14 protein-coding genes are annotated in these 14,014 nt (G+C 71.2%); 9 read left to right on the top strand and 5 right to left on the bottom strand.

The genetic code is table 11. The annotated features are described in order from the left end of the window. Window positions 1-24: 24 nt before the first annotated feature. Window positions 25-1,158: an SAM-dependent methyltransferase gene (locus ACZ7LS_RS16360; RefSeq protein WP_385134975.1), complete on the top strand. Its 1,134-nt coding sequence runs from the start codon at window positions 25-27 to the stop codon at window positions 1,156-1,158. Window positions 1,159-1,174: 16 nt separating this feature from the next. Then, window positions 1,175-2,335, top strand: a complete 1,161-nt coding sequence (locus ACZ7LS_RS16355; RefSeq protein WP_382520790.1) for an NADH-quinone oxidoreductase subunit D — start codon at window positions 1,175-1,177, stop codon at window positions 2,333-2,335. 188 nt (window positions 2,336-2,523) lie between these two features. Here the strand turns inward: ACZ7LS_RS16355 and ACZ7LS_RS16350 are convergent, their stop codons facing one another. The 4 genes from ACZ7LS_RS16350 to ACZ7LS_RS16335 form a co-directional block, all read right to left on the bottom strand. Then, entirely contained in the window at window positions 2,524-3,561 is a 1,038-nt protein-coding gene (locus tag ACZ7LS_RS16350) for a coiled-coil domain-containing protein (RefSeq protein ID WP_385134977.1), read from the bottom strand. Window positions 3,562-3,714: 153 nt separating this feature from the next. Further along, on the bottom strand, window positions 3,715-4,701 hold the full coding sequence (locus ACZ7LS_RS16345) for an ABC transporter substrate-binding protein (protein ID WP_356515500.1): 987 nt from the start codon (window positions 4,699-4,701) through the stop codon (window positions 3,715-3,717). Between the two features lie 52 nt (window positions 4,702-4,753). Further along, the gene (locus tag ACZ7LS_RS16340) at window positions 4,754-5,464 is read right to left on the bottom strand and encodes an ABC transporter permease (protein ID WP_382520796.1); all 711 of its coding nucleotides are present in this window, start codon (window positions 5,462-5,464) and stop codon (window positions 4,754-4,756) included. Window positions 5,465-5,466: 2 nt separating this feature from the next. Beyond that, on the bottom strand, window positions 5,467-6,216 hold the full coding sequence (locus ACZ7LS_RS16335) for an ABC transporter permease (RefSeq protein ID WP_382872255.1): 750 nt from the start codon (window positions 6,214-6,216) through the stop codon (window positions 5,467-5,469). Between the two features lie 141 nt (window positions 6,217-6,357). Between ACZ7LS_RS16335 and ACZ7LS_RS16330 the strand changes: the two genes are divergently transcribed. Continuing rightward, window positions 6,358-7,530 carry an ABC transporter ATP-binding protein gene (locus ACZ7LS_RS16330; protein ID WP_382670461.1) on the top strand — a complete coding sequence of 391 codons (1,173 nt, stop codon included), beginning with the start codon at window positions 6,358-6,360 and terminating at the stop codon, window positions 7,528-7,530. 106 nt (window positions 7,531-7,636) lie between these two features. Here the strand turns inward: ACZ7LS_RS16330 and ACZ7LS_RS16325 are convergent, their stop codons facing one another. Beyond that, window positions 7,637-8,749: an alpha/beta hydrolase gene (locus tag ACZ7LS_RS16325; RefSeq protein ID WP_382520802.1), complete on the bottom strand. Its 1,113-nt coding sequence runs from the start codon at window positions 8,747-8,749 to the stop codon at window positions 7,637-7,639. Between the two features lie 146 nt (window positions 8,750-8,895). On the opposite strand from ACZ7LS_RS16325, the gene ACZ7LS_RS16320 reads away from it, so the two are divergent. The 6 genes from ACZ7LS_RS16320 to ACZ7LS_RS16295 all read left to right on the top strand — a co-directional run bounded on the left by ACZ7LS_RS16320 (window position 8,896) and on the right by ACZ7LS_RS16295 (window position 13,977). Next, window positions 8,896-10,791, top strand: a complete 1,896-nt coding sequence (locus ACZ7LS_RS16320; RefSeq protein WP_382520803.1) for a phosphatidylglycerol lysyltransferase domain-containing protein — start codon at window positions 8,896-8,898, stop codon at window positions 10,789-10,791. Window positions 10,792-10,901: 110 nt separating this feature from the next. Beyond that, complete coding sequence (folP, locus tag ACZ7LS_RS16315) at window positions 10,902-11,765, top strand: dihydropteroate synthase (RefSeq protein ID WP_382520804.1); 864 nt, start codon at window positions 10,902-10,904, stop codon at window positions 11,763-11,765. Continuing rightward, the gene (locus tag ACZ7LS_RS16310) at window positions 11,762-12,220 is read left to right on the top strand and encodes a nuclear transport factor 2 family protein (RefSeq protein WP_382520805.1); all 459 of its coding nucleotides are present in this window, start codon (window positions 11,762-11,764) and stop codon (window positions 12,218-12,220) included. The genes folP and ACZ7LS_RS16310 overlap by 4 nt, the downstream gene beginning before the upstream one ends. 188 nt (window positions 12,221-12,408) lie before the next feature. Further along, window positions 12,409-12,768 carry a dihydroneopterin aldolase gene (gene folB / locus ACZ7LS_RS16305; protein ID WP_030354471.1) on the top strand — a complete coding sequence of 120 codons (360 nt, stop codon included), beginning with the start codon at window positions 12,409-12,411 and terminating at the stop codon, window positions 12,766-12,768. Continuing rightward, window positions 12,765-13,379 carry a 2-amino-4-hydroxy-6-hydroxymethyldihydropteridine diphosphokinase gene (folK, locus tag ACZ7LS_RS16300; RefSeq protein ID WP_382520806.1) on the top strand — a complete coding sequence of 205 codons (615 nt, stop codon included), beginning with the start codon at window positions 12,765-12,767 and terminating at the stop codon, window positions 13,377-13,379. Before folB ends, folK begins: the two co-directional genes overlap by 4 nt. A 106-nt stretch (window positions 13,380-13,485) precedes the next feature. After that, a complete protein-coding gene (locus ACZ7LS_RS16295; protein ID WP_129770977.1) occupies window positions 13,486-13,977 on the top strand; it encodes a DUF3180 domain-containing protein in 492 nt (163 codons plus the stop codon). Window positions 13,978-14,014 lie beyond the last annotated feature (37 nt).

Raw genomic sequence — 14,014 nt, 5'->3', positions numbered from 1 at the left:
GATGAGACGTGTAAGTCGCGCGGGGTGCCGGGTAGGCCGCGGGGGGCGAGGGACGGCCGGTGCGCCACCGGACCGGTCCGGTGGCGCACGGCCGCGGAGCGTGCGCTGTACGGCCCCGACGGCTTCTATCTGCGCCCCGAGGGACCGGCCGGGCACTTCCGGACGTCGGTCCACGCCTCGCCGCTCTTCGCCGCCGCCGTGGCCCGGCTGCTTGCCCTGACCGCCGAGCGGCTGGGCACGGACGAGGTGGCGCTGGTCGATGTCGGCGCGGGCCGCGGAGAGCTGCTTTCCGGAATCCTGGCCGCGGTCCCGGACGGGCTGGCGGTACGCCCGTACGCCGTCGAACGCGCGCCGCGGCCCGCGGGCCTGGATCCCCGTATCGAGTGGTGTACCGAGCCGCCGGCCGGGGTCAGCGGGCTGCTCTTCGCGAACGAGTGGCTCGACAACATCCCCCTCGACCTCGCGGAGACCGGCTCCGACGGGGTCGCCCGGTACGTCCTCGTCCGGCCGGACGGCTCCGAGGAGCCGGGCGAGCCGGTCGAAGGGCCCGACGCCGAGTGGCTCGCCCGCTGGTGGCCGCCGGCCGGCCCCGGCACCCGCGCGGAGATCGGCCGGCCGCGCGACGAGGCGTGGGCGGCGGCCGTCGCCACCCTGGAGCGGGGGCTCGCGGTCGCGGTCGACTACGCGCATGTACGGGACGCGCGGCCGCCCTTCGGCACCCTGACCGGCTTCCGGGCGGGCCGGGAGGTGCCTCCCGTACCGGACGGCGGCTGCGATCTCACCGCCCATGTGGCCCTGGACGCCTGCGCGCTGCCCGGCGCGGAGCTGCTGGCCCAGCGCGAGGCCCTGCACCGGCTGGGGGTGAGCGGCGAACGGCCGCCGCTGTCCCTCGCCACCACGGATCCGGCGGCGTACGTACGGGCGCTCGGGGCGGCCGGGGAGGCGGCGGAGCTGACGGCCCGGGGCGGCCTGGGGGACTTCCGCTGGCTCGTCCAGCCCGTCGGCCTCCCGGGTCAGGGCGCCTTCCCCGATCAGGAGGCCGTCCCAGGTCAGGGCGCCTTCCCGGGGCAGGGCGCCTTCCCGGGGCAGGGCACCTTCCCGGCTCAGGAGGCCCCGGGGGGCTTCCCGGCTGACGGGGCACGGGGCCGGGGAGCATGACAGGCGCTCTGAGAGGATGTCGCCCATGACGGAGACCACCCGGACGACGGTCGGTATCGGCGGCGCGGCGGAGAGCACGGACATGGTGCTCAATATCGGCCCGCAGCACCCCTCCACCCACGGGGTGCTCCGGCTCCGCCTCGTGCTCGACGGCGAGGTGATCCAGCAGGCGGAACCGGTCATCGGCTATATGCACCGGGGCGCGGAGAAGCTCTTCGAGGCGCGCGACTACCGGCAGGTCCTGGTCCTCGCCAACCGCCACGACTGGCTCTCGGCGTTCTCCAACGAGCTGGGCGTGGTGATGGCCGTCGAGCGGATGCTCGGCATGGAGGTGCCCGAGCGCGCCGTATGGACCAGAACGCTGCTCGCCGAGCTGAACCGGGTGCTCAACCATCTGATGTTCCTCGGCTCGTACCCCCTCGAACTGGGCGGTATCACCCCGGTGTTCCACGCGTTCCGGGAGCGCGAGGAGCTTCAGGGCGTGATGGAGGAGATCTCCGGCGGCCGGATGCACTACATGTTCAACCGGGTCGGCGGCCTCAAGGAGGACCTCCCCGCGGGCTGGCAGGGACGCGCCAGGGACGCGATCGCTTCGGTGCGCTCGCGGATGGACGTGTACGACCGGCTGGTCCTCGGCAACGAGATCTTCCGGGGCCGTACCCGCGGGGTCGGGGTGCTGTCGCGGGAAGCGGTCCACGCGTACGGGGTGTCCGGGCCGATCGCCCGCGCCTCGGGCGTCGACTTCGATCTGCGCCGCGACGAGCCGTATCTCGCGTACGGCGAACTGCGCGACACGCTCACGGTCGTGACCCGCGAGGAGGGCGACTGCCTGGCACGGTTCGAATGCCTGCTGGAGCAGACGCACAACGCGCTGGCCCTGGCGGACGCCTGTCTGGACCGGATCGCCGAGCTGCCTCCCGGGCCGATCAACCAGCGGCTGCCCAAGGTGCTGAAGGCGCCCGAGGGGCATACGTACGCGTGGACCGAGAACCCCCTCGGGATCAACGGCTACTACCTGGTGTCGAAGGGCGAGAAGACGCCGTACCGGCTGAAGCTGCGCTCGGCCTCGTTCAACAACATCCAGGCGCTGACGGAGCTGCTGCCCGGGACGCAGGTCGCCGACATGGTGGCGATCCTGGGCTCGCTGTTCTTCGTCGTCGGCGACATCGACAAGTAGCCGGTCCGGGACAAGTAGCCGGTCCGGGCAGCCGCTTCAAGGAGCCGGTCCGAGGAGCACTTCAGGAGCCGGCTCCGGGCGGCCGTTCGCGCCCGGCGACAGTCCGGGGCAGGCCCTTGGCACCGTCCGGTCAGGTCCCGGCGAGTCGCGCGTCTCCCGGCCCGGGGTGATGGGGCGACCGCCCGCGATCAGCCGCTGATCGCGTTGCGCAGCTCGCCCAGTTCGAGCGGCTCGGTCTCGTCGTGCGCGGTCAGATCGATGACCTGCCCGATCCCGCGCTCCTCGGCCCTGCGCCGCTCGGCAAGAGCCTCCTCGCCCACCACGTCGGCGAGGTCCTCACGCTCGACGCGGGCCAGTGCGGCGGCCGGTGCGGGCTGCTCCGTGTCGTCGGCGTCCGCCGTCCTGAGGCCGTCGCGGGCGTTCTGCGCGGCGGCCTGCGCGCCGAAGAAGTCGAAGCCGCCCTCGGGACGGCGGGCGGGACGGTCCGCCGGGGCGTACGGGACGATCGCGGACGCCGTGGGCACGCGCGTGGCGGGAAGGGCGGACGACGGGCGGCTGTGCTGCTCGGCCCCGGCGCCCGCCGCGTGCTTCCCCCGCGACTCCCCCGCCTCCGTGGCCCGTTCCGCGAGGTCGCGCGCGCGGGCCGCCTCGACCGTGCGCTTCGCCTGCTGGACCGCGGCGTTGCGCGGCAGTTCGTCCAGGGCCCGCGCGGCGCTGACGTACGCGGCCTTGCCCGGCGTGCCGCCCGCGGTCAGCGCCTTGGGCTCGGCCGCCGCCTCCAGGGCGAGCTGACGCCGCCCCTCCAGCGCGGTCGCGCGCTCGGTCTCCGCGGTCGCGTAGCGGCGCAGCAGCGCGGCGTGCTCACCGCGCAGCCCCGCCAGCTCGATCCGCTTGACGCGCAGCTTGGCTTCGAGCTTGAGGCGCAGCTCGCGCGACTCCTCGACGTCCGCTTCCAGTTCGGCTATGCGCTCCTCGGTCTTCCAGCCGTCGCTCTCCCGCGCGCGTGTCAGCTCGGCGACCCGGCGCCCGGCGCTGCGGTCCCAGCCACGCATGAAGCCCGCGCCGGTGACCGCCGCGGCGGCCGCCACCGCGACCAGACCGCGGAGCACCACGGGCTCGGCGAGGAACCAGGCGCCCGCGGCGCAGAGAACCGCGGCTCCGGCGACCGCCGTCGGCGGCAGAAGCTTGTGGAGGGGTGGGGAATGGCGGTGGCGTCCACGTGGCATGGCCTGAAATTTACCGTGCGTGGAGACCGAATGGGGGGCCGGTCGGACAATCTTTCCCGGCCCGTTGCCGGCCCTCCTCCCCTTCCACTCCTGTTTCCTCTACAGAACTCCGTTTTGCCTGGCGGCGGTTACCGAACCGATGCCGTCCGGCCGCTACTTCTTGACCAGACCTTTGGACTCCAAGTACTCCTTGGCGACATCCTCCGGCTTCGCCCTCTCGGCATCGACCTTGAGGTTCAGCCCCGCGAGATCGTCCGTCGTCAGCGCGTCGGTCAGCTTGCCCAGGACTTCGGCTATCTCCGCCGAACCGGCGTCCTTCGCATTGACCACGGGCAGTACGTTGTCGGCGTTCTGGAGCTTCTTGTCGTCTTCGAGGACGACCAGTCCGAAGCTGTCGAGCGTGCCGTCGGTGGTGCTGCTCAGGACGACCTGGTCCACACCGTCCTTGACGGCCTGCTTGGACTGCGGGGTGCCGACGCCCTTGGGGTCGATGCCCGCCACGTCGATGCCGTACGTCTTCTTCAGGCCCGGGGCGCAGAACGGCCGCACCTCGCACTCGTCGCCCGCCGCGATCTTCACCTTGAGCTTCGACTTTCCAAGATCGGAAAGGGTCTTCAGCTTGTTCTTCTCGGCGAATTCCTTGGTGACCGCGAAGGCATTCTGATCAACCGCCTGACCGGCGGGCAGCACCTTCAGTCCGCGCGGCTCGGCGAGCTTCTTCAGCTCGGCGACCGTCGCGGCGGAGTCGCTGGACGCGAGCGGCTTCTCCTCCGCCGCCTTGGCGCCGTTCACCTTGGCGTTGAGGAATTCCGTGATCGTCGCGGCGTATTCGGGCACCACGTCGATCTCGCCCTTCTCCAGGGACGGTTCGTACAGCTCACGGTTCTTCACCGTGGTGACGGACGTGGAGTAGCCGGCGTCGCCCAGGATCTGGGCGTACAGCTCCGCCAGCACCTTGGACTCCGTGAAGGCCGCCGCGCCGATGACGAGCGACCCCTTCTTCCCCGAACCGGAACCGGAAGCGGAGTCGGCGGAGCCGCCCTTGTCCTTCTCCAGGCTGTCGCCGCCGCACGCGGCGAGCGAGGTGGTCAGGGCCACCACTCCCAGTACGGCACCCGCGAGGCGCGAGGTCTTGCTCATGAGGTTCACCATCTCCAAGAAGCCAGAAAGGTCGGTCGTCACACGGGGTCGGTCATACGGACTCGGTCGTCACACGGTCCGTGCCGGAGGGGCGGGCCGCCGGCGAGGGCGCCGGGTCGATGACCCGGTCCAGCGCCACCAGCACCCCTTCGACGAGCAGCGCGAGCAGCGCGACGAGGAGCGCACCCGCGACCACCTGCGGGGTGTTGTACGTGTTGAAGCCGGCGGTGATGATCCGGCCGAGGCCGCCCTGTCCCACCATCGCCGCGATGGTGGCGGTGGCCACCACCTGTACGGAGGCCGAGCGCAGCCCGGTCATGATCAGCGGGTACGCGAGGGGCAGCTCCACCCGTACGAAGAGCTGGCGCCCGGACATGCCCATCCCCCGGGCGGCCTCCACGACCGCGCTGTCCACCTCCCGCATCCCGACGTAGGCGTTGGTCAGCAGGGGCGGCACGGCGAAGAGCACCAGCGCGATGATCGTGGGCACCGAGCCCGAGTTGCGCAGGGGCGAGACCATGAACAGGGCGAGCACGGCGAACACCGGCACCGCCCGGCCCACATTGGAGATATTGATCGCGAGCGCGCCACCCTTGCCGATATGCCCCAGATAGAGCGCTATGGGCAGGGCGATCGCACACGCCAGCGCGAGCGCGATGCCGCTGACGAATATGTGCTCCTCAAGCCGCCGCCACACGCCGCTGTCGCCGGACCAGTTGGCCCCGGTCGTCAGCCAGCCGACCGCTTCTCCCAGAACTCCCATGGTCAGCCCGCCACCTTCACGGCATCGGCGGGACCGGCCCCGGCGGGGCCGGTCCGCGCGTCCTTACGGCGGGCCGTACGCGCCGGCCGTATCCGCGTCCAGGGCGTCAGCAGCCGCTGCACTCCGAGCAGCAGCAGATCGGCGACGACGGCGAGCAGCACGCACAGCACCGAGGCCGTCAGCACCTGCGCCTTGAAGAAGCTCGGCAGCGCGTCCTCGATGAGATTGCCGAGACCGCCCCGGCCCACGATCGATCCGACCGTGGTCAGCGCGACCGTCGACACCGTCGCTATGCGCAGGCCCGCCATCAGCGCGGGCAGCGCCAGGGGCAGCTCGACCTCCCAGAGCAGCCGCCCCGGTCCGTACCCCATCCCGCGGGCCGCCTCCCGTGCCTCTTCCGGCACCGATTCGAGCCCCGCGATGATGTTGCGCACGAGAATGGTCAGCGAATAGAGCACCAGGCCGGTGATCACCAGCCCCGCGGAGAGCCCGAAGACCGGCAGCAGCAGCGAGAACATCGCGAGCGACGGAATCGTGTAGAGCAGCGTCGTCAGCCCCAGCACAGGTCCGGCGAATGCCGGCCTGCTCCGCGCCAGCAGGGCCAGCGGAAATGCCACCAGCAGCCCTACGACGACCGACACCGCGGTGATCCACACATGCTGGACCGTGGCGTCGATCAACTCCTGGCTACGGGAGCGGAGATATTCCCCGCAGATCCAGTCGTTGGCCGCCAGGCACCCTTGCGTACTCATCCATCCCCGCCTCCCCCGTCTTCCCGAACGTATGTCTGGCTCTATGTCCTGGCGACCCTAACCCCGACCACTGACATTCGCGGAAGCCCGCCACATTCCAGCAACATGGCCTTCACACAACACGCCGCACAATGGGGAACCATGATCCGATTCGAGCACGTCACCAAGCGGTACCCGGACGGCACGACCGCCGTCGACGACCTCTCCTTCGAGGTCCACCAGGGCGAACTGGTCACGCTCGTCGGACCTTCCGGCTGCGGCAAGACCACGACCATGAAAATGGTCAACCGCCTCATCGAGCCGACCGAGGGACGGATATTCCTCGACGGGGACGACATATCCGCCATCGACCCGGTCCAGCTCAGGCGCCGTATCGGCTATGTCATCCAGCAGGTCGGCCTCTTCCCGCACAAGACGGTCCTGGAGAACACCGCGACCGTCCCGCATCTGCTCGGCTGGCAGCGCGGCAAGGGCCGGGAGCGCGCCGCCGAACTCCTCGACCTGGTCGGACTCGACCCGTCCGTCTACGGTGACCGCTACCCCGAGCAGCTCTCCGGCGGCCAGCGCCAGCGCGTCGGCGTGGCCCGCGCCCTGGCGGCCGACCCGCCCGTCCTGCTGATGGACGAGCCGTTCGGCGCGGTCGACCCCGTCGTACGCGACCACCTGCAGAGCGAGTTCCTCAAGCTCCAGGCGGCGGTCCGCAAGACTGTGCTGTTCGTCACGCACGACATCGAGGAAGCGGTCCGGCTCGGCGACCGTATCGCCGTCTACGGACAGGGCAGGATCGAACAGTTCGACGCCCCCGCCGCCGTGCTCGGCACACCCGCCACCCCGTACGTCGCCGATTTCGTCGGCGCGGACCGCGGTCTGAAGCGGCTCTCCGTCACCTCCATCGAGGAGGGCGACCTCGAACAGCCGCCCCTCGTCCATCTCGACGACTCGCTGGAGCGCGCCGCGGCGAAGCTCGCCGAGGAGGGCGCGCGCTGGGCCGTCGTCCTGGACTCCGCCGACAATCTGCACGGCTGGATCTCCACCGAGCGGACCGGCGCCTCCGGGACCGTACGGGAGCACGCCCGCCGGATGGAGGCGTGGCTGCCGGTCGGCGCCTCCCTGAAGCAGGCGTTCGCCACGATGCTCCAGCACGACGCGGGGTGGATCGCGGTGATCGACAAGGAGGAGACCGGGCGCTTCCTCGGGGTCCTCACACCGGCCAGGCTGCACGAGGCGCTGCGCCGGTCGATCGACGCGGACGCGCAGGCCATCCCCCGTACGGAGGTGGAGCTGGAGACGGTCAGCAAGGTCGCCTCCGCCTGAGGGCGGTGTCTGCCCGAGGCACACATCCGGCCGACGCATCCGGCCGAGGCCCGCGCCCGCCCGAGGCCCGCGCCCGCCTCACGCCACCGCGACCAGGCCCTGCGCGTCAGTTCGAGTACAGCCGCCCGCTCATCCACTCCAGGGCCGGCGGGATCTCCCGGCGCCAGGTGTTGAAGTTGTGCCCGCCGCTGTCGAGGATGATCGACGACACATGCGAGGGCGCCTTGACCTTGCTGATGAACGTCCGCGTGGCCCTGAGATTCCCCTCGCCCTTCTTGGACGAGGTGACCAGGAAGGACACCCTGCCCTGCGGCCGGTTGTCCAGGCTCCACAGCAGATCCGAGCGGTTCCGCAGCTGCTTGTCGCCCCGGAAGAGATCACCGGTCGTCGGGTCGACGGGCGCCTTGTAGTACGCCGAGAGCCCGACGCCCACGGAGTAGCGCTCCGGATGGTGCATGGCGATCTTCAGCGCGCAGTAGCCGCCGGTGGAGTTGCCCATGATCCCCCAGCTCTTCGGCTCGCGCCCGACCCGGTACGTCCGGGACACCGCCAGCGGCAGGTCCTTGGCGAAGAACGTCTCGGTCTGCGGACCGCGCGGGATGTCCACGCACTCGGTGTCCCGCGGCGGCGCCACGGTGGGCCGCAGCATCACCAGCACCATCGGCTGCATCTTGCCGTCATTGGCCAGCTGCCAGGCGGTCTTCGGATAGTTCAGCCCCTTGATCAGGTTCTCCGCCATCCCCGGATAGCCGGTGAGCACCACGGCGACCGGGAAGGTCCGGTGCACGAACCCGGGGCGGAAGTACTCGGGCGGGAGATAGACATACGCGGTGCTGTCGATCCCGGATTTCGGGCCGCTGACGACGATCCGCTGGACCTGGCCGGCCACCGAGGGCACCGAGCCGCCCGGCGTGGGCGTCCGCTGCGTATCCATCACCGTCACGTGATGGCCACTGGCCGAGTGGTCGACGACCGCCCCCAGATCCTGCTTCCGGCCGAACAGGTCGGACCACGAACCGTAGAAGAGGAAGGAGTTGTTGGCGACGAGACCGACCGCCATGAACACCGCCACCTGCGTGGAGAACAGCAGTCCGACCCGGCCGAGCACGACACGCGGCGTGCTCCGCGACAGCCGCGGCCAGAGCCAGATGGTCACGACGAACAGCGCAACAGCCAGCAGGACGGCCAAGGCCAGGACTTTACGGCTGGTAAGACCCATGTCGACCGAGCTTTCTCCTGTGAGATTTTCCGAAACGCTGAGGAACCCGACCTCCGAAACCCCCGTCCTAGAGGTCGCAAAATGTCCGGCCCGCGAAGAAGAAGCGGACTCGGGCACCACACTCTCTCGCGGAGCCACGGGAAGCGATGTCTGTGACGCTAGATGGGGATAAATCAGGATCGGTTCCGGGTCGGTTCCAGCACAGCACGCCCATACCCCCCAAGCCACTGACACGCCGTCTGTTCCGGTGGACCCGTCGGCTGTTCCGCGGCCCGCGCCCCGAATCCGTCCCCGCGCTGGTCGGCACCGCCTGCACCCTCATCGGGCTGCTGGACATCGCCGCCGGGGTCTTCCCCCGCTTCCGCCACAGCCGGATGCACACCTTCGCCGAGGTACTGCCGGGGGCGCTCGGCCCGCTCTCCGCCGCACTCTCCATCAGCGCCGGCGTACTCCTGCTCCTGCTCGCGCACGGTCTGAAACGCCGGAAGCGGCGTGCCTGGCGAGCCGCCGTCATCCTGCTGCCCGCGGGCGCCGTGGCGCAGTTCGGCTACCGGCACTCACTCCTCGGAGCCCTGCTCTCCGTGGCGCTGCTCACCCTGCTGCTGCGCCACCGCGGGGAGTTCGCCGCCCTGCCCGACCCGCGCAGCCGCTGGAAGGCGCTGGCCAACTTCTTCCTGATGGGCGCGGGCTCCATCGGCCTCGGGCTGATCATCGTCAGCGTCCATCCGCACCGGACCGTCGGCAACCCCGGCCTGGCCGAACGGCTCGAACACGTGCTGTACGGCCTGTTCGGCCTCGACGGCCCCATCGACTACAACGGCATCGTGAGCGGCACCGTCGGCGACTCCCTCGGCGCGCTCGGCCTGCTCACCGCCCTGACCACCTGCTATCTCGCCTTCCGCCCCGAACACCCCGCCGCCCGCCTCACCGAGGACGACGAACAGCGGCTGCGCGCCCTGCTCGCCCGGCACGGCGGACGCGACTCCCTCGGCCACTTCGCGCTCCGCCGCGACAAGGGCGTGGTCTTCTCGCCCAGCGGCAAGGCCGCCGTCTGCTACCGCGTCGTCTCCGGGGTGATGCTCGCCAGCGGCGACCCGATCGGCGACGTCGAGGCCTGGCCCGGCGCCATCGAACGCTTCATGGACGAGGCCAAGGCCCACTCCTGGACCCCCGCCGTCATGGGCTGCAGCGAGACGGGCGGCGAGGTCTGGACCCGCGAGACCGGACTCGACGCGCTGGAGCTCGGCGACGAGGCGGTGGTGGACGTACCGGATTTCTCCCTGCACGGACGCGCCATGCGCAACGTACGCCAGATGGTGAAGCGCATCGAGCGCGCCGGCTACGAAACGCGGGTACGGCGCGTCCGTGATCTCTCCGACGGCGAGCTGGCCCGGATCCGCCGCGCCGCCGACGACTGGCGCGGCACCGATACCGAACGCGGCTTCTCCATGGCACTCGGCCGGATCGGCGACCCCGCGGACGGCGACTCCGTCCTCGCCACGGCCCACCGACCGGGCGAGGACACGACCGGCCCGTACGGCGACCTGAAGGCCGTCCTCCACTTCGTCCCCTGGGGTACGGACGGGATGTCCCTGGACCTGATGCGCCGCGACCGCTCCGCCGACCCCGGCATGAACGAACTGCTGATCGTCGCCGCGCTGCACGCCGCCCCCGCGCTCGGCGTGGAGCGGATCTCCCTCAACTTCGCGATGTTCCGCTCGGCACTCGCCCGCGGCGAACGGCTGGGCGCGGGACCCGTCCTGCGCGGCTGGCGGGGGCTGCTGGTCTTCCTCTCCCGCTGGTTCCAGATCGAGTCGCTGTACCGCTTCAACGCCAAGTTCCAGCCGCGCTGGGAACCGCGCTACGTGGTCTTCCGCAGCACCGGCGAACTGCCCAGGATCGGCTTCGCCGCGATGCGGGCCGAGGGCTTCGTCACCCTCTCGCTGCCACGCCCCCTGCGCCACCTCGCCCGCGACCGCCACCCCCGCCCCTGCGCCCACGACATCCAGAGCCCGCCCGACCACGAGATCCGTACGGCCTAAACGAGCGGACCCGGTCCGTCCGAGAAGACCCTGTCCGGCGCCCGTCACGCGCCTGCCGCGCGGATCCGGCCGGGCCGCCCGCCCCCGGGCAGACCCCCTAGGGTGGGCGTATGAGTACGTTGCGCGCGCGGGGCACGGTCGAGGGGCTGCCGGATTGGGACCGCTGTGCGGTGATGGGGGTCGTCAATGTGACGCCCGACTCCTTCTCCGACGGTGGCCGCTGGTTCGACACCACCGCCGCCATCAAACACGGCCTCGATCTCGTCGCCGAGGGCGCGGACATGGTGGACGTCGGCGGTGAGTCGACCAGGCCGGGCGCCACCCGCGTCGACGAGGACGAGGAGCTGAGGCGCGTGGTCCCCGTCGTACGGGGCCTGGCGGCCGAAGGCGTCACCGTCTCCGTCGACACCATGCACGCGTCCGTCGCCGAGCAGGCGGTCGCGGCCGGCGCCGCGCTGGTCAACGACGTCAGCGGCGGACTCGCCGACCCGGCCATGGTCCCGGCCGTCGCCGCCATGGGCGTGCCCTTCGTGGTGATGCACTGGCGCGACTTCAGCGACCGGATGAACAGCCGCGCCGTCTACACGGACGTCGTCGCGGAGGTCGTCGCCGAACTGCGCGCGCGCATGGACGCGGTGATAGCCGGAGGCGTCGCCCCCGAGCGGCTCGTCATCGACCCCGGTCTCGGCTTCGCCAAGCGGGCCGAGCACGACCTCGCGCTCCTCGCGCACCTCGCCGAGCTGCGCGCCCTGGGCCGGCCGCTTCTGGTCGCGGCGTCCCGTAAACGCTTCCTCGGACATGTCCTCGCCGGCGGCGAGGGCTCCCCGCCGCCGCCCGCCCGCGAGCGCGACGCGGCCACCGCCGCCGTCTCCGCGATCGCCGCCCACCAGCACGCCTGGGCGGTCCGCGTCCATGAGGTACGGGCGACCGCCGACGCGGTACGGGTGGCCCGCGCCGTCGAGGGAGCCCAGTGACCGCGCGTACGGACAACGAACAGGTCGAGGTCGCCAACACCACGTTCTACGAGGCCATGGAGCGCGGCGACTTCGACGCGCTGTCCGAGCTCTGGCTGGACGGCGACGACGACGGGATCTCCTGCGTCCACCCGGGCTGGCCCGTACTCACGGGCCGCGGCGAGGTCCTCCGCTCGTACGCGCTGATCATGGCGAACACCGAGTACATCCAGTTCTTCCTGACCGATGTCGTGGTGTCGGTCTGCGCCGACACCGCCCTCGTGACCTGCACGGAGAACATCCTCAGCGGCGGTCCGGCCGAGGAGAGCGGCGAGCTCGGACCGCTCGTCGGCCAGCTGGTCGTCGCGACCAACGTCTTCCGCCGGACACCCGAAGGGTGGAAAATCTGGTCACATCACGGCTCACCGGTTCTGACCGAAACCGATGAGGAAACGGACGACGAGACACCCGCGTGAGTGGGTAGGCAGCCCCTGCGGACCGATCGGCGGGCCCGGGGCAGGGGCGGCTGCCGGGCAATCCCGCACCTGTCCCTCACCCCCACGCCACGGCACTGTCCGTGCCCGCGGGTAGATTCACATGAGGACACCGAGCCGCCCGCACCGGCCGGGTGCCCCGACGACCAACGACAGCAGGAGTGATTCGCGTGGATCGTGTCGCGCTGCGCGGCCTCAAGGCCCGCGGGCATCATGGCGTCTTCCCCCGGGAGCGCGAGGAGGGCCAGACCTTCATCGTGGACCTGATGCTCGGCCTCGACACCCGCCCCGCGGCCGCCGACGACGACCTGGCGAAGACCGTGCACTACGGGATCGTGGCCGAAGAGGTCGTGGAGGTCGTCCAGGGAGAGCCGGTCGACCTGATCGAGACGCTGGCGGAACGGATCGCCCAGCAGTGCCTGAAACACGACGGCGTCCAGGAGGTCGAGGTGGTCGTGCACAAACCGGACGCCCCGATCACCGTCCCCTTCGACGATGTGACCATCACCATCACCCGGAGCCGAGTATGAGTGTGTTTTCCGCCAGGGGTCCCCAGGGCGACCCGACCGTACAGCCGGTACCCGCCTCCGTGGTCGCGCAGGTCGACGCCGCGGACACCACACTGTCCAACCCGAAACGCGCCGTGGTCTCCCTCGGCTCCAACCTCGGCAACCGCCTGGAGACGATCCAGGGCGCGATCGACGCCCTGGAGGACACCCCGGGGCTGCGGGTCAAAGCGGTCTCCCCGGTGTACGAGACCGAGCCCTGGGGCGTCGAGCCCGGCTCCCAGCCGTCCTACTTCAACGCGGTCGTCGTGATCAAGACGACGCTGCCGCCGTCCTCGCTGCTGGAGCGCGGCCAGGCCATCGAGGAAGCCTTCGACCGGGTCCGCGAGGAACGCTGGGGACCGCGCACCATCGACGTGGACATCGTGGCGTACGCGGACGTCGTCTCGGACGACCCGCTGCTCACCCTCCCCCACCCCCGGGTCCATGAGCGCGCCTTCGTGCTCGCGCCGTGGCACGACGTGGAACCGGAAGCGCAGGTCCCGGGCCATGGCCCGGTCGCCGAACTGCTGGCGGACGTCGACCGCGGCGGTGTCCGGACCAGGACCGATCTGGAACTCCGCCTGCCCGAGTAGTGGTTAGGCTCACGGGGTCGGTACGGCGCGGGCCGGTACGGCGCGTGTCAGCACGGCGCGTGTCAGCACGGCGAGGGTCGGTACAGCGAGGCGAAGGGCTTTCTCGGTGAAGCAGTTGCGGATCGGCGTCCTCGCCGGCCTGTTCGTGGTGGCGGGCGTGCTCTCCTGGGGCGCCGCCCGCCTGTGGGACTCCGTCGGCACACTGCCGAGCGTCCCCCTCGCGGCGCCGATCGTCCTCGCGGTGATCGCCGTCGTCCTGGCCGCGACGGCCCTCTCGCTGCGCGCCCGGCTGAAGGCCCAGCGGGAGCGCCGCCCCGGCGCGCAGGGCGTGAACCCGCTGATGGCGGCCCGCGCGGTCGTCTTCGGCCAGGCCAGCGCCCTGGTCGCGGCCCTCGTCTCCGGCATGTACGGCGGCACGGGCGTCTTCCTGCTCGGCTCCCTCGACATCCCCGCCCGCCGCGACCAGGCCATCTACGCGGCGTTCTCCGTCCTGGCGGGCATCGCGGTGATCATCGCGGCCTTCTTCCTGGAGCGGGTCTGCAAACTCCCGGAAGACCACGACAAGAACGGCACGGCCCCAGCGGGCCCGGCCGCCTGAGCGGACACGTTCCCCGAGCGGGCGGCGCGCGCCGGAC

The organism is Streptomyces sp. NPDC039430 (assembly GCF_055639435.1).
This window is presented reverse-complemented; position numbering and strand designations above follow the sequence as displayed.

Coding starts and splice junctions, on each gene's coding strand:
- ACZ7LS_RS16340 (WP_382520796.1), bottom strand. CDS start 5,464: ATGGGAGTTCTGGGAGAAGCGGTCGGCTGGCTGACGACCGGGGCCAAC.
- ACZ7LS_RS16345 (WP_356515500.1), bottom strand. CDS start 4,701: ATGAGCAAGACCTCGCGCCTCGCGGGTGCCGTACTGGGAGTGGTGGCC.
- ACZ7LS_RS16355 (WP_382520790.1), top strand. CDS start 1,175: ATGTCGCCCATGACGGAGACCACCCGGACGACGGTCGGTATCGGCGGC.
- folP (WP_382520804.1), top strand. CDS start 10,902: ATGAGTACGTTGCGCGCGCGGGGCACGGTCGAGGGGCTGCCGGATTGG.
- ACZ7LS_RS16320 (WP_382520803.1), top strand. CDS start 8,896: ATGTCTGTGACGCTAGATGGGGATAAATCAGGATCGGTTCCGGGTCGG.
- ACZ7LS_RS16335 (WP_382872255.1), bottom strand. CDS start 6,216: ATGAGTACGCAAGGGTGCCTGGCGGCCAACGACTGGATCTGCGGGGAA.
- folK (WP_382520806.1), top strand. CDS start 12,765: ATGAGTGTGTTTTCCGCCAGGGGTCCCCAGGGCGACCCGACCGTACAG.
- ACZ7LS_RS16330 (WP_382670461.1), top strand. CDS start 6,358: ATGATCCGATTCGAGCACGTCACCAAGCGGTACCCGGACGGCACGACC.
- ACZ7LS_RS16325 (WP_382520802.1), bottom strand. CDS start 8,749: ATGGGTCTTACCAGCCGTAAAGTCCTGGCCTTGGCCGTCCTGCTGGCT.
- ACZ7LS_RS16350 (WP_385134977.1), bottom strand. CDS start 3,561: ATGCCACGTGGACGCCACCGCCATTCCCCACCCCTCCACAAGCTTCTG.